At 58.5% G+C, this 13,042-nt stretch carries 12 protein-coding genes; 8 read left to right on the top strand and 4 right to left on the bottom strand.

Going from position 1 to position 13,042, the window contains the following annotated elements:
- Window positions 1–21: 21 nt before the first annotated feature.
- Window positions 22–873: an N-formylglutamate amidohydrolase gene (locus AC1ECK_RS16140; RefSeq protein ID WP_480320811.1), complete on the bottom strand. Its 852-nt coding sequence runs from the start codon at window positions 871–873 to the stop codon at window positions 22–24.
- Window positions 874–1,124: 251 nt separating this feature from the next.
- Window positions 1,125–2,279, bottom strand: coding sequence for a porin (locus AC1ECK_RS16135; protein ID WP_480320809.1), 1,155 nt, complete (start codon window positions 2,277–2,279; stop codon window positions 1,125–1,127).
- A 538-nt stretch (window positions 2,280–2,817) separates the two neighbouring features.
- Between AC1ECK_RS16135 and AC1ECK_RS16130 the strand changes: the two genes are divergently transcribed.
- The 8 genes from AC1ECK_RS16130 to cydB all read left to right on the top strand — a co-directional run bounded on the left by AC1ECK_RS16130 (window position 2,818) and on the right by cydB (window position 11,674).
- On the top strand, window positions 2,818–3,699 hold the full coding sequence (locus tag AC1ECK_RS16130; RefSeq protein ID WP_480320807.1) for a hypothetical protein: 882 nt from the start codon (window positions 2,818–2,820) through the stop codon (window positions 3,697–3,699).
- Between the two features lie 46 nt (window positions 3,700–3,745).
- A complete protein-coding gene (locus AC1ECK_RS16125) occupies window positions 3,746–4,627 on the top strand; it encodes a LysR substrate-binding domain-containing protein (RefSeq protein WP_480320805.1) in 882 nt (293 codons plus the stop codon).
- Window positions 4,628–4,958: 331 nt separating this feature from the next.
- On the top strand, window positions 4,959–5,897 hold the full coding sequence (locus tag AC1ECK_RS16120) for a LysR family transcriptional regulator (RefSeq protein ID WP_480320803.1): 939 nt from the start codon (window positions 4,959–4,961) through the stop codon (window positions 5,895–5,897).
- Window positions 5,898–6,392: 495 nt separating this feature from the next.
- The gene (locus tag AC1ECK_RS16115; RefSeq protein ID WP_480320801.1) at window positions 6,393–7,136 is read left to right on the top strand and encodes a (Fe-S)-binding protein; all 744 of its coding nucleotides are present in this window, start codon (window positions 6,393–6,395) and stop codon (window positions 7,134–7,136) included.
- Window positions 7,133–8,509 (top strand): lactate utilization protein B, encoded by a 1,377-nt coding sequence (locus AC1ECK_RS16110; RefSeq protein WP_480320799.1) that lies wholly within the window; start codon window positions 7,133–7,135, stop codon window positions 8,507–8,509. The genes AC1ECK_RS16115 and AC1ECK_RS16110 overlap by 4 nt, the downstream gene beginning before the upstream one ends.
- Window positions 8,506–9,114, top strand: a complete 609-nt coding sequence (locus AC1ECK_RS16105) for a LutC/YkgG family protein (RefSeq protein ID WP_480320797.1) — start codon at window positions 8,506–8,508, stop codon at window positions 9,112–9,114. The genes AC1ECK_RS16110 and AC1ECK_RS16105 overlap by 4 nt, the downstream gene beginning before the upstream one ends.
- 133 nt (window positions 9,115–9,247) lie before the next feature.
- A complete protein-coding gene (locus AC1ECK_RS16100) occupies window positions 9,248–10,639 on the top strand; it encodes a cytochrome ubiquinol oxidase subunit I (RefSeq protein WP_480320795.1) in 1,392 nt (463 codons plus the stop codon).
- Window positions 10,640–10,675: 36 nt separating this feature from the next.
- On the top strand, window positions 10,676–11,674 hold the full coding sequence (gene cydB / locus AC1ECK_RS16095) for a cytochrome d ubiquinol oxidase subunit II (protein WP_480320793.1): 999 nt from the start codon (window positions 10,676–10,678) through the stop codon (window positions 11,672–11,674).
- A gap of 279 nt (window positions 11,675–11,953) precedes the next feature.
- Here cydB and AC1ECK_RS16090 read toward each other — a convergent pair whose 3' ends face one another.
- On the bottom strand, window positions 11,954–12,652 hold the full coding sequence (locus AC1ECK_RS16090; protein WP_480320791.1) for a TonB family protein: 699 nt from the start codon (window positions 12,650–12,652) through the stop codon (window positions 11,954–11,956).
- A complete protein-coding gene (locus tag AC1ECK_RS16085; protein ID WP_480320789.1) occupies window positions 12,649–13,041 on the bottom strand; it encodes an ExbD/TolR family protein in 393 nt (130 codons plus the stop codon). The genes AC1ECK_RS16090 and AC1ECK_RS16085 overlap by 4 nt, the downstream gene beginning before the upstream one ends.
- Between the last annotated feature and the right edge of the window lies 1 nt (window position 13,042).

Below are 13,042 nucleotides of genomic sequence, written 5' to 3'. Positions count from 1 at the left end.
CGCTTCGGTGTGCTTCTGGTCCTAGGCACGCCCATCGGGTTCGGAGGCGGCATGGACGGCCTGCCGGTTCCGCGGCAGCTTCTTCAGGACTGCCTCGAGCGCATCGAGCATCGTAGCCGGTGCAGCATCATGCCCCGACTCGCTGTCCGGCGGCATCGCGCTTCGCTGCTCGCAATCCTTACGCCAGCGGCCCGCTACTTCGACCTCGATTGCGTGAACGCCGCTCGCCGGCAGACCGTAATGTTGCGCGGCGAATACGTCGGCAAGCTTGCCGTTGACTACCCATGACCGGCTGAATGCCTGAACCGACTCGGTAATCGCGGCGACCAGACGCCTGTCGCAAGCCGCGCCGCGATTAGTGCCGATGTTGCAGTCCGCGGCACCCGGCTGTTCGCGATACGGAGAGAGCCACGAACTGGCGTGCGAGACGAGAAGCAGGACATTCTCATGCATGGCGGACAGTCGCAGCGCTTCTTTGGCAACCGCCGCGTGGAACGGTTTCCAGCAAGCTTCGACACGCTCGCTCACCTCTGCTTCGGAGGGCTCTTGCCCTTCCGGATACAACGCTTCGCCTCTGGATGTATGTGTCCTGCACAGTCCCACGCGATTGAGCCGGGGCGATAACGGCCTGTTATCGAGCGCGACGTTGAAGTCGATGACGCAAGGATGGTAGCGGGCGGAGACGCACGTCACGCCCATTTTCATCGCGGCCGATTGCAGCAGCGCTCCAAAGGGATCAGCCAGGCGGCCCTCCACGGGGACCCACGCGGGGTTGGACAGCAACTGCGCCGGCACGGACGTTCCAGTATGTGGAGTCACGACCAGCACTGGCGAATCGCCTGGGGAAATCTGGCCGTACGGCAGGTTCTGCATGTGAATACCCTCGGGTTCGCAACGACACGCCTTTGCTCGCGCGTGACCGGACGTGACGCGATACCTGCGACGTTAATCGAACAGAATCCCGGAGTTTTCTTCTTAAGCCCCGGTTTATCTGTTCATAAGCGGCGCTTACGAAAATTGGGCACGGCGACCGCCGATGCCGTGCCGCACCTCTTTTGATGTGTGGCCAGCGCGTCACTCCGCGCGCCCGTCGCGCCCCTTCACCCGAGTCGGTGCGGATGCCCTTAGAATTTGTGCCGCATCCCAACGATTGCGAGCACCTGATTCTGCGTCGTCGACGCGGACAGGAAGTTGATATTGGCTACAGCACGCGCGCCCGTCGAGTCCGTGCCGGAAGCGTGCTGGAAAACGCCGTCGACGTAGACATCGGTGCGCTTCGACAGGAAGTAGTCGACCCCGAGCACGCCCTGCTGGTATTGGGCGTCGTTGACGCCGTAGCCTTTGGTGTAGTCATAGGCAGCACCGGCAAGAAAAACCGGCGTGATCTGATACTTGAAGTTGACTTCGACATTGTGAAACTTCGCGTCGCCACCCGAACCCGTTGCCGACAAGCCAGCCAGGGCGCCGATATCCTTGAACTGCGTGTTGCTATAGGTTGCGCCGAACGTCGCCGCGCCGAACGTGTAGGCACCGCCGGCCGTAAAGATCGCCTGGGTTTTCGCCGATGCGTAGCCCGAGTACACGCGGCTCGCCGTCATGTTGGACGCCGTCGTGCTGGAGGTCGAGTTATTGCCGAAATATGAGAAGTTGGGGTCTCTGGCATCAACGTACGCAACAGCCAGCGCGAACGGTCCGTTCGTATAGCCCGCACCCAGCGACCAGATCTGATTGCGGCTGAACTGGCCTGCGACACCACCCAAACTGTACATGCCGCCGAACGAGAAGCCGCTATAGTTCAGACTTTTGAATTTGATCGCGTTGTTGACCCGGTTCGTGTTGTTCATGTTGTCGAGATCGCCCGGATGCGCGCCATAGTACGGCGACCACTGATCGGCCACTTCGAATACACCGGTGAAATCGGCAATCGAATCGTACTGGCGACCCGCGGTGACCGTACCCATACGGGTCGAAGACAAACCCACGTAGGCTTGACGTCCGAACTCGTCACCGCCCTGCCCCAGCTTTCCGGTCGCCACGCTAAAGCCGTTCTCCAGAACGAACAATGTCTTCAGGCCATTGCCCAGATCTTCCGTGCCACGCAGTCCCCAACGACTGCCCTGGATGTTTCCGCTGCTCATCTGGTACTGGCTGTGACCGCCGGCATTATTCGAGTAAGCGATGCCAACATCGATGAGACCGTACAAGGTCACGCTGCTTTGCGCGTGCGCGACAACTGAGAAACCGCTAAGCGAAGCTAGCAGGAAAACTGACTTTTTCATTGGTATCTAACCGTGTTGAAGGTTGCAGAGACGCCGCGCGCAAGCCCCGAGCGGGAGCGCCGTTCCTACGTCATATGACGAAACGACCAGGTGTTAAGACAGCAACCAGATTAGAGGGCCCAAAATTCTGCCGTGAGTTGAATTCCCTTTTATTATGTTTTGCAGAAAGTCTGCTAATGGCGGACGGCGGCCCCGTTCCCCGCCGGCGCTCAGGGGAGCACTGGGATCACCAACACTCAACCGCTGGGTAGCCCGACCTAACGCCGGTGGCTCAGCCCGCCGAGACGACCAACCAGCGATGCCTCACGGCTAGAACGCCGACGTGATGCCCGGGTGTCGGCGGGGCCGCTGGGATATCAGATCCCATTAAAATGCGTTATTCATTTGCAATAATCCAAACAAAGTCTGTGATTATGCAGCGAATGTCTGGTAGATTACATAAAGCGACCCTATCCATAACAAAAGCAGTTTCTATTGCCTACTTTGCCTTCTCGGACCGTCGGAAAATTAACTGTGCGAACGAATAGGAGGGTGGAACGTGAAACGACTCAATGACCTGGCGGTCACGGCGCTTGGCACCGCTTTTCTTCACTTTTACCCAACGACCGCGAGCGCACAAGCCAGTGCGCCGGCCGTTTCGGTGAGTCCCGTGTCGGCGATCACGAAAATCGTCTCTACGTCTTCCTGTCCGAAAGTCGACTGGAAGAGTCGCGGACCTGCCCCGAGGTCTTATGTCGTCGGCATATCCCTAGTCTTTGCACGTTCCGTCTGTCATCCAACGAACGCCGATGTCGTGGTCGCGTCTCGCGCCGTCGCCCCCCAAAATCAGAATACCGACGGACTGGCTGTATACAACTCGGCCTTCAAACAACTGGGTATGAGCAACGACCAATCGGGTGTAAGCACCTTGCGGCACACATACCTGCTGCTTCTAGGTCTAGGGATGCGCGAGAGTTCAGGAAAGTACTGCGAAGGACGAGACGTGAGTCAGTGTTTCAACGAGCCAGACAGCGCCGAAGCAGGGCTTTTTCAAACATCCTACGGCGCCCGGCGAGCCGATCCCTCCCTTGATGCGCTCTTTCAGAAATACCAGACGAGTCAGGACGGTTGCATGCTGGATCAGTTCAAAGGCAATGTGTCTTGCGCCATCAGACTGAGTCACAATCCGAAATGCCCGGATGCCACTAGTGATGTGGTGGGCGCGGGACCCGGCGCGGACTGGCAACGATTGACAAAATCTTGTCCAGCCTTCTCCACCGAGTACGCAGCGGTAGTTTTGCGCAAGAGCGGCGGCTTGAAGGGGGAATTCAATCCGATTCGCAAGCAACAGGCGCAACTCATTCCGGCCTGCGACGCTATGCTTCAGAAAGTTCAAAGCTACGTCGAACAAACATCCGGTGCTTGCGCCTCACTGCCATAATGATCCACATCGGCCCAGGTTCTCACACGATGTGATCCCTTTCACTATGGCTACCTCGCGCATCCCCTCCATCCAAGGACTGCTGGCGTTCGAGACGCTGGCCCGGTTGCGCAGCGTCACGCTCGCCGGCGAGGAACTCAGTGTCACGCCCAGCGCTGTTAGCCATCGCATCCGGCAGCTCGAATCTCAACTGGGCATCAAGCTTTTCGCTCGCCCCGATTTCAGCCTCAGCACTGAGGGTGCGGTCTACCTGAATCGGGTACGCGAGGCGCTGGCCGTGCTACAGCAGATTCCCAGCCATGGCAGTGCAGCCGGCACCACACGGTTGCGTGTCGCGGTTACGCCCACCTTTTCCCGGCAGGTGCTTTTACCCAAGCTGGCGCTGTTTCGCCACGCTTACCCGGAGATTGACCTGGTGCTCCAGGTCACGATCCCAATGCTCAACGTGACGGCCGAGGAGGCCGACATCGAAGTGCGCTTTGGCACCGGCCCCTATCCGGATCGCGAATCGTTGCGCCTCTCGTCCGACGAGGTGACTCCCGTTTGCAGCCCCGAATACTTGAACGAAGCCGGGCAGCTCCATGAATTTGCCACACTCGACGCGGTTTCGCGCGCCCGCTTGATCCGCTGCCCGCTCGAACCTTGGCGTACCTGGTTCAGCGCAAACGGCATCACCCTGGACGAACCGCGCGAGGGTTCGCAGTTCAACGACATTGGGCTCGTACTCGATGCGGCGGTCGCCGGTTTCGGCGTCGCCCTGATGCGTCTGCAGCTTGGCGCCGCCTGGCTGGACAGCGGCCAACTGGTTCGCCTCTCGCCACGCAGTGTGCCCTCGCCGCATCACTTCTTTCTGTGCTGGAAGCCTGGCACGCTCGACCGCTGGGAATGCGCGTCCTTTGTCGAGTGGTTGAAGCACACGCTTAGCTGAGCTCCCACCCGCCCGTTTGAAAATCTTTCACGCCGCAGCAACCAACGATTCATCCCAAGCCGCTCGCCGCCGACTAAATTGTCGTCTCAACGGCGGATTAACTGCGCTGTGCTGCGCAAGCCGCTTCGGCATGCCGATCTCACGTGGGAATTGAGCCGCGCGTTTTCGCAGCAGAACAAAGAAGGGGTTGGATGACGGGTAATCGGCCACAGACCGGAAAACCAAACCGGTAGTTCACGACGCACCGATTTCAGTTTATTGAATTGAGAAATGGGAAACGTCTTCAAGTACGTTACTCCGGATCTCACCAGAAATACAGGTATTGTCAGTCATGAATTTCCGGCATTTAAAATTCCTCGTAATGCTAACGGATGAACTGAACTTCAGCCGCGCTGCAGAACGTCTTCACGTCGCACAGCCCGCTTTGAGCCGGCAAATCGGCTTGCTGGAACAACGTCTCGGCGCACAACTGTTCGACCGTAGCGCCCGCCCGTTGCGTTTGACGGAAGCGGGACATTATTTCAGCGCCGAGGCGCGTCACATGCTGTCCAACTATGAGCGGGCCAAGCTCGCCACGCGTGAAATCGGGCTTGGCAAGCGGGGTTGGCTCGGCATTGGCTTCACGCGCTCGGCGATGTACAGCGTGTTGCCTGCCGCCCTCAAGGCCTTCGACCGCAGTCACCCGGGTGTCGAGCTCAAACTGTTCGAGATGCTCACCGAAGAACAGCCCGATGCGCTGCACGAACATCGAATCCACGTCGGCATTGGCCGGCAAGCGCAAGCCATAGCAGGGTGCTCCTCGCTACTGCTGCTGCGGGAGCGGGTGATGATTGCGCTTGCGCCCGATCACCCCCTGGCGGCAAACAAGGCGGTACACATGGCACAGTTGGAACAGTCCCCGCTTGTGCTCTATCCGAAGCATCCCAATGCACGATTCTCGCGCTTTGTCGAATCGCTGTACCAGGACGCGGGATTGACGCCGCGCGTCGCGTACCACGCGCAGGAAATTCAGACTGCGATCGCGCTGGCGGGGAGCGGACTTGGCATCACTTTCGTCGGTGAATCGGTTGCGCGCCACAGCCGCCCGGATGTGGTTTTCCGGTCGCTGCAAGGGGTCGGCGCATCCCGGATCACCACGCTGACAGCGAGCTTCCGCAGTGACGATCTCGCGCCGCATTTGCATGAGTTCATCAAAACGCTCACGCCAGACAAAGCCCTGCCTAGAGCACCGGCGCCCCGCCACTATAAGAAAAAAGACATGGAAGGATAACAAGCTGGTCTTGGACCGTCTTTGCGCGAAGTCGTAGCATGACCCTTCATATCTTCCATTGCGAACTGACATCGAAACGGGCGCGTGCGGACAGTCGGTCTTTCTTTATCTATTGACGAATTGCAATGTCATTTTCACGCTGGCTACTATAAATATTAATAGCCCGTGTTAATGAGCAACTTACCTTGATTTCGCGGTTGGTTATCCGGATTTCTCAAAAATTCGAAGGAGCAACGTTATGCAGGAAGTCGTCGAAACAGACTGCGCGTGGTTCTATACCATGGCCCTTCTCAGTCCCGATGGGGACTTCCCGGTCCGGGCTCAAGCGTGCGTTCGAAATGCCGGGACCGGTGATCGTCGGAGTACACGTCGATTACAGGGACAATCACAAGCTCTTTGAAAGAGTCCATGCCGATGCATTCCATTGAATAGATGATCTGGGTATTTGGGGCGTTTAAGTTGATCAATTTTTTAATGGATTAGGAGTCCACATATATGAATATAGCTCTATTCTTACCCTGCTTTATAGATGCATTCTTTCCGGAAGTTGGTATTGCGACACTCGAATTGCTGGAGCGCCTGGGCTGCAACGTCTTCTATCCGCTCGATCAGACCTGTTGCGGCCAGCCAATGGGGAACAGTGGATGCGAAAGCGATGCGGCTGCCACCGAAGCGCTCTTTGTCAAGAATTTTGCGGACTTCGACTACGTGGTCGCGCCGAGCGGCAGTTGCGTACATCACGTGCGAGATCATATGACGGCGATTGAACAAAACGCCGCCGTGCAAAAGGTCCGCAGCCGCACGTTCGAACTGGTGGAATTCCTGCACGACGTGCTCAAGGTCGAAGCGTTTCCGTGGGCCGAATTTCCGCACAAAGTCGGATTGCACAATAGCTGCGGAACATTGCGCGGCCTGCACACCGCGAAGATGTCGGAGATCAACGGTCCAGCGTTTTCGAAACCACTCGATCTGCTGAACAAAGTGAAGGACATCGAGTTCGTCATACCCTCGCGGCCCGATGAATGCTGTGGGTTCGGAGGCACGTTTTGCGTGACCGAGGAGCCAGTTTCGGCACGCATGGGTCAGGACAAGGTACGCGACCACGCACACGCCGGCGCTGAGTACATCGTGTCCGCAGATTCGTCGTGCCTCATGCACCAAAAAGGGTGTGCACAGAGGCTCGGGCTTGACCTCAAGTTCATCCACATCGCCCAGATTCTTAACGGAGCAAGATCATGACACGTGTTGACCACGAGAAGCTCTCAAAGCGATTCATTGGGCACGAAGCCAACCTTGAATTTCATGACAAGCGCCTATGGCAGTTGCGCCAGAACCGGGACCAGGTGACTTATGCGATTCCGGAATGGGAGGAACTTCGCTCTCTTGCGTCGGCGATCAAGGAACACACGCTCACACACCTGTCGGACTATCTCAAGGAGTTCGAACGTAACGCGACGCGCAACGGCGTGACCGTGCATTGGGCGGCCGATGCGGCTGAACACAACCGCATCGTCCACGAAATTCTGCAGGCGCGCGGCGCGAGCAGGCTCGTGAAGAGCAAGTCGATGCTGACTGAGGAATGCGAGCTGCGGCCCTACCTCGAGGCGCGCGGGATTTCGGTGATCGAAACGGACCTGGGTGAGCAGATCCAGCAGCTCGACAATGAGCAGCCGAGTCATGTCGTGGTGCCCGCCGTGCACAAGCTGGCATCCGACGTAGCCGAAGTGTTCGCGAGAACGATCGGTACCGATCCTGCCGACAGTGACATCCATCACCTCGCCGAAGCGCAGAGGCAACGCACCCGCCCCTTCATTCTCGACGCCGACGCAGGCATGACAGGCTGCAACTTTGCCGTCGCAGAGACGGGCACCGTCGTCACGTGCACCAATGAGGGTAATGCCGATTTGTCGGCAAACGTGCCGCCGCTTCATATTGCGTCGATCGGCATCGAGAAGCTGATTCCGCGCCAGGAGCATCTCGGTGTTTTCATCCGTATGCTGGCGCGCAACGCGCTCGGATCGCCGATCACGCAATATACGTCTCACTTTCGCGGACCCCGCAAGGGCGCAGAGATGCACTTCGTCCTCGTTGACAACGGACGCTCCGAACGTCTGACCATGGACGACTTCTGGTATTCGTTGAAATGCATACGCTGCGGGGCATGCATGAACACCTGCCCGGTGTATCGCCGCAGCAGCGGCTTGAGCTACGGCGGCGTTTATTCGGGGCCCATTGGAGCGATCATCAATCCGACGTTCGATCTCAAGAAATACAGCGCGCTGCCTTTTGCGTCGACGATGAATGGCAGTTGTACGAACGTCTGCCCCGTGAAGATCAATATTCACGAACAGATTTACAAATGGCGGCAAATCGTCACGGAGCAGCACGAACTGCCCTTCATCAAAAGGCAGGCAATGCGCGCAGCGGGCGTGGTCATGGCTAATCCAAAAATCTTCCGGCTTGCCGTTGAAGGTGCAGAAAAGGCCGTTGCTGATCTGCCGCGCGCGTTTCTCTACAACCCGTTCAACGCATGGGGCAAGCAACGTGAATTGCCCGAGGCGCCTGAATCGACGTTTCGCCAGTGGTATTTGAAGAACAGGGGAATCAAATGAGCAGCCGCGACGCAATTTTGGAAAGAGTACTGCGAGCACGCAGAAATCCGGTCGATCTGCCGGCCGTTCCGATGTTCGATGAACACTTGCCGCCGGCCCGCGAGCAATTCCCCCAGCTATTGGCGGCGATGGGGGGCACATGGGCAAGCGCTCCAGCCGATGGGGACATCGAGGCCATGATCAGGAGACTATTTCCGGACGCAAAGGTGGTGTGCTCAGCCGTGCCGGAAGTGGCGGGTACCCGCCGAATCGAAGACGTGGTGGACCCGCATGAACTGGACGATGTCGATGTCGGCATCGTGCGCGCGGCCTTCGCTGTTGCAGAGACGGGTTCGATCTGGTTGAGCGAGGCCGAGTACCACGTCAACGCGCTCGGTTATCTCTCGCAGCACCTGGTAGCGCTTCTCGACGAACGCGACATCATCGGCAATCTCCACCAGACCTACCATCGGCCCGAATTTTTGCAGGCCAACTACGCCGTCCTGATGAGCGGTCCCTCTGCTACAGCGGATATCGAGGGTGTATTGATTCGAGGCGCGCAGGGCGTCCGGTCACTGACTGTGGTACCCGTGCCACGCGGCGCTCATTCTGCGAACACCCGTTAGGGGGATTGCCCTGGCCGTAGGTTGCGTATAGCCTCGGTCGCTAGCGAAATTTGCCCGGGTGTGAGGTGGACGAACGCACGCCGTCTCATCACCCTGGCGACCGGGTCATACGCTCACACGTGGAGTCATTGTCATGAGTCTCAGTGCCCTGGATCTATCGAGAATACAGTTCGCCTTCACCGTATCGTTTCACATCATCTTCCCGGCATTGAGCATTGGTTTGGCCAGCTTCATCGCCGTGCTCGAAGCGGCATGGCTGCGCACCGGCAAGCAGCACTACAAAGACCTGTGTGTTTATTGGTCAAAGATCTTTGCGGTTGGATTCGGCATGGGGGTCGTGTCCGGAGTCGTCATGGCCTATCAGTTCGGTACGAACTGGTCAGGTTTCTCGAGCTTCGCCGGACCGGTGACAGGGCCTCTGTTGACCTACGAGGTCATGACTGCTTTCTTCCTCGAGGCCGGCTTTCTCGGCATCGCGCTATTCGGCTGGGACAAGGTGGGCCGCGGTGCACATTTCGGTGCGACGGTGATGGTTGCGGTCGGTACGCTGATCTCGACGTTCTGGATTCTCGCGTCCAATAGCTGGATGCAAACGCCGCAGGGCATTTCGATCGAAAACGGCCATGTGGTCCCTGTCGATTGGTTGAAAATCATCTTCAATCCCTCGTTTCCATACAGGCTGCTGCATATGACGCTAGGCGCATTTCTTGTCGCCGCGCTCGTGGTGGCGGCAACCGGAGCGTGGCACCTGCTGAAGGGCAGGCGAGATCCGGCGATCAGGACAACGTTCTCGATGGCTCTGTGGCTATTGCTCGTCCTCGCACCTGTGCAGGCCCTGGTTGGTGACCAGCATGGTCTCAATACGCGCAAATACCAGCCAGCCAAGATCGCCGCTATCGAAGGCCTATGGGAAACGGAACACGGTGGCACGGCCCTCAACCTTGTCGGGCTTCCCGACATGGACGCGGAGGTCACACGCCATGCGATCAAGATCCCTCACCTGGGCAGTCTCATCCTTACGCATAGCTGGACGGGCGAGATTCAAGGGCTAAAGGAGTTTCCAAAAGCGGACCGGCCGAATTCAAGCATCATCTTCTGGACGTTTCGCCTGATGGCTGGATTAGGCATGTTGATGATCTTTACGGCGCTTGTCGGCGCATTGTTGCGATGGCGCGGACGCCTGATGTATTCCAGGTGGTTTCAGCGACTCGTCGTTGCAATGGGACCCCTCGGATTTGTGGCACTGATTGCCGGATGGATCACCACCGAGGCGGGCCGACAGCCTTGGGTCGTATACGGCGTATTGCGCACCGCGGACGCCGTTTCGCCCCTCACTGCGCAAAGCGCGGGTGTGTCGTTGATGATGTTTGTGGTCGTGTATTTCCTCGTGTTCGGGACGGGAATCTATTACATCTTGCGGCTGATTGCTCAAGGACCCGCCGTACCCGAAACGCCACGCAAACCGATCACGCAGCCCCAAGTCATCGATCAATCCGGACGCAGGCCTCTCACCGTTCTGGAGTGAAAGAGCGCCATCCATTCGACTCAACGGGAGCCGTAAATGAGCATCACGCTTGCTTGGGCAGCGATCATCGCATTTGGTCTATTCATGTATGTGTTGCTGGACGGGTTCGATCTCGGCATCGGCCTCATTTTTCCGTTTTTCCCGGACGACCGGGAGCGCGACATGATGATGCATGCTATCGCTCCCGTCTGGGACGGCAACGAGACCTGGCTTGTGCTGGGAGGTGCGGCACTCTATGCGGCATTCCCAGCGGTGTATTCGATCGCGTTGTCCGCATTGTATCTACCGATCGTTTTCATGCTGATATGTCTTATCTTCCGCGGCGTCTCTTTCGAAATCCGCGGCAAGGCATCACGCACCAAAAATCTTTGGAACCTCGCTTTTATCGTGGGCTCAGCAGGGGCATCGTTTTTTCAGGGGGTCATTCTTGGAGCCTATCTGAAAGGGATTCCGATCTCCGGCGGCCGCTTCAGCGGCGATCCGTTCTTCTGGCTACAACCGTTTAGCCTGTTGACCGGACTCGGTTTGATGTCCACGTATGCGCTGCTCGGCGCGGCCTGGCTCGTCATCAAGACCGGCGGGGACTTGCAACGCCGAATGCACCAGCTCGTTTGGCCGTTGACCGTAGTCTTGCTGATCTTCATGGTTGCAGTTTCGGTTTGGACACCGTTGTCGGACGCGCAGATCGCCAGTCGCTGGTTCGACTCGGGATTGCTGCCGCGCCTGGTGATTGCTCCCTCGCTGGCCGTCATCGCTGCCTTCTGCATGTTCCGGGCCGTCAAGCGGCGCGCGAGCGTGGCGCCGTTTGTTCTTGCGCTTGTGCTGGTACTTTTGGGGTATGTCGGCCTGCTCTTCAGCATCTGGCCGTACGCGATTCCCTATTCCTTGACCCTCGCCGACGCCTCTGCGCCGAGGTCGAGCCAGCTATTCGCGCTGGTCGGCGCGGTCGTTATTCTGCCGATCATCATCGCGTACACGACGGCAGGGTATTGGGTGTTTCGAGGGAAAGTCGCCGACGGTGCCCAGTATCACTAGCGGTTGACAAAAAGCGCGGCGCACCAAGGCCAGGAAAACACGTCCAATGGGGGATGAAATGAAAAGCCGATCCATCTTCTGGTTCGCCGCGCTCTGGTGTGCCGGTGTGGCTGGCGCCGCATTGCTCGCGCTACCGTTCGAGGTACTGATGCGTCTTGCCATGCGCTGAGGTTCACAGCCGAACTGCGGTATGTTGACACTTCATCAACTACATTTTTGTCAGAGAGCAGGCCCTTCCGCCCAGCCCCGTGAAAACGGCGGGCGCCGGAATTGCGTTGGCTAACCAGCCTCAAACCTGACCGTGACCCGAAAGGTATGCGCGTGTCCATGCAGGTCGGCAGGCGCCTGCGGCATCGTCGCGGCCTGAACCGCAGCAAGCGCCGCTCGATCGAACGCGGCGGCCTGGCCACCGCGCACCACTCGCAGTTGCCGAACCTCGCCATCCTCATAGACAAACTCGACTTCAACCTTGGCGTCGAGCCTCATGTCCCGAAGCGAAAACGGGTAAACCACGGCCGCCTGGATTGCGGCGCGCAGTCGCGCGGCGAACAGATCGACAGGGCTCGGCCCGGTGCTTTCCGCAGGCGCAGCGGGCGGTGAGATGGGCTCGGGTGGCGACGCTGCAGCAGCGGTTGGCACCGTCGCCTCGGTCTGAGCGGGCGGTAGCGGTGCCTGCGCAGCAGGGAGCGTCGGGCGTGGCTGCGCCGTCGGGTGCTGCACCGGGTGCGGATTCGGGGTTGGCAGCTTGGGCGTCGGCCTCGATTCCGGTTTGGGTGCGGGCGGCTGCGTATCGGGCACAGGCGTGGGCGCCGACATAACCAGACTGACGATATGTTCGGGAATCACGTCCGATGTTCGTTGGGTGTGCTGATGTAGCATCCAGCCGCCGCCCAGGAGCAACCCGCCTTCAATAATCAGCGCTAGCACCATCGGCCGAATCGGCCACGAATTCTGACGGTAAAAATGGGGCGAACTCATGGCGTCTGACGTGCAGCGATACCGATCTGAGTCACGCCGGCTTTCCGACAGGCATCCATCAGGCTGGTCAGGTTCTGGACACTGGCGGCCCTATCGCTGGCGACAGTGACGACGGTGTGCTCGGGATCATGGGCACGCAGTTGCTCTGTCAGGGCGTCAAGTGTCAGCTTCTGGCGATCCATCTCGATTGAACCATCAGACTGCAATGTCACCACCACCTTGGTATGTGGCAGATCCTGCGTAGTCGCGCTGCCTGGAAGCCTGGTCTGCAAACCACTGGCGGGGATCATCCTGATCGCAGCCATGATGAAAAACACCAGCAGAAAAAACATGATGTCGATCATCGGCACGACTTCAATGCGAGCTTTCTTGCTCTCGAAATAGCGCATA

The sequence above is a fragment of the Paraburkholderia sp. SSBN10T genome (assembly GCF_056619545.1).
The sequence above is the reverse complement of the archived record's forward strand: the minus strand, read 5'-3'. Positions and strand labels throughout refer to the sequence as shown.

Bases quoted from the DNA above. Each gene is read 5' to 3' on its own strand.
- AC1ECK_RS16140 (WP_480320811.1), bottom strand. From the start codon at position 873: ATGCAGAACCTGCCGTACGGCCAGATTTCCCCAGGCGATTCGCCAGTG.
- AC1ECK_RS16135 (WP_480320809.1), bottom strand. From the start codon at position 2,279: ATGAAAAAGTCAGTTTTCCTGCTAGCTTCGCTTAGCGGTTTCTCAGTT.
- AC1ECK_RS16125 (WP_480320805.1), top strand. From the start codon at position 3,746: ATGGCTACCTCGCGCATCCCCTCCATCCAAGGACTGCTGGCGTTCGAG.
- AC1ECK_RS16120 (WP_480320803.1), top strand. From the start codon at position 4,959: ATGAATTTCCGGCATTTAAAATTCCTCGTAATGCTAACGGATGAACTG.
- AC1ECK_RS16115 (WP_480320801.1), top strand. From the start codon at position 6,393: ATGAATATAGCTCTATTCTTACCCTGCTTTATAGATGCATTCTTTCCG.
- AC1ECK_RS16110 (WP_480320799.1), top strand. From the start codon at position 7,133: ATGACACGTGTTGACCACGAGAAGCTCTCAAAGCGATTCATTGGGCAC.
- AC1ECK_RS16105 (WP_480320797.1), top strand. From the start codon at position 8,506: ATGAGCAGCCGCGACGCAATTTTGGAAAGAGTACTGCGAGCACGCAGA.
- AC1ECK_RS16100 (WP_480320795.1), top strand. From the start codon at position 9,248: ATGAGTCTCAGTGCCCTGGATCTATCGAGAATACAGTTCGCCTTCACC.
- cydB (WP_480320793.1), top strand. From the start codon at position 10,676: ATGAGCATCACGCTTGCTTGGGCAGCGATCATCGCATTTGGTCTATTC.
- AC1ECK_RS16090 (WP_480320791.1), bottom strand. From the start codon at position 12,652: ATGAGTTCGCCCCATTTTTACCGTCAGAATTCGTGGCCGATTCGGCCG.
- AC1ECK_RS16085 (WP_480320789.1), bottom strand. From the start codon at position 13,041: ATGCGCTATTTCGAGAGCAAGAAAGCTCGCATTGAAGTCGTGCCGATG.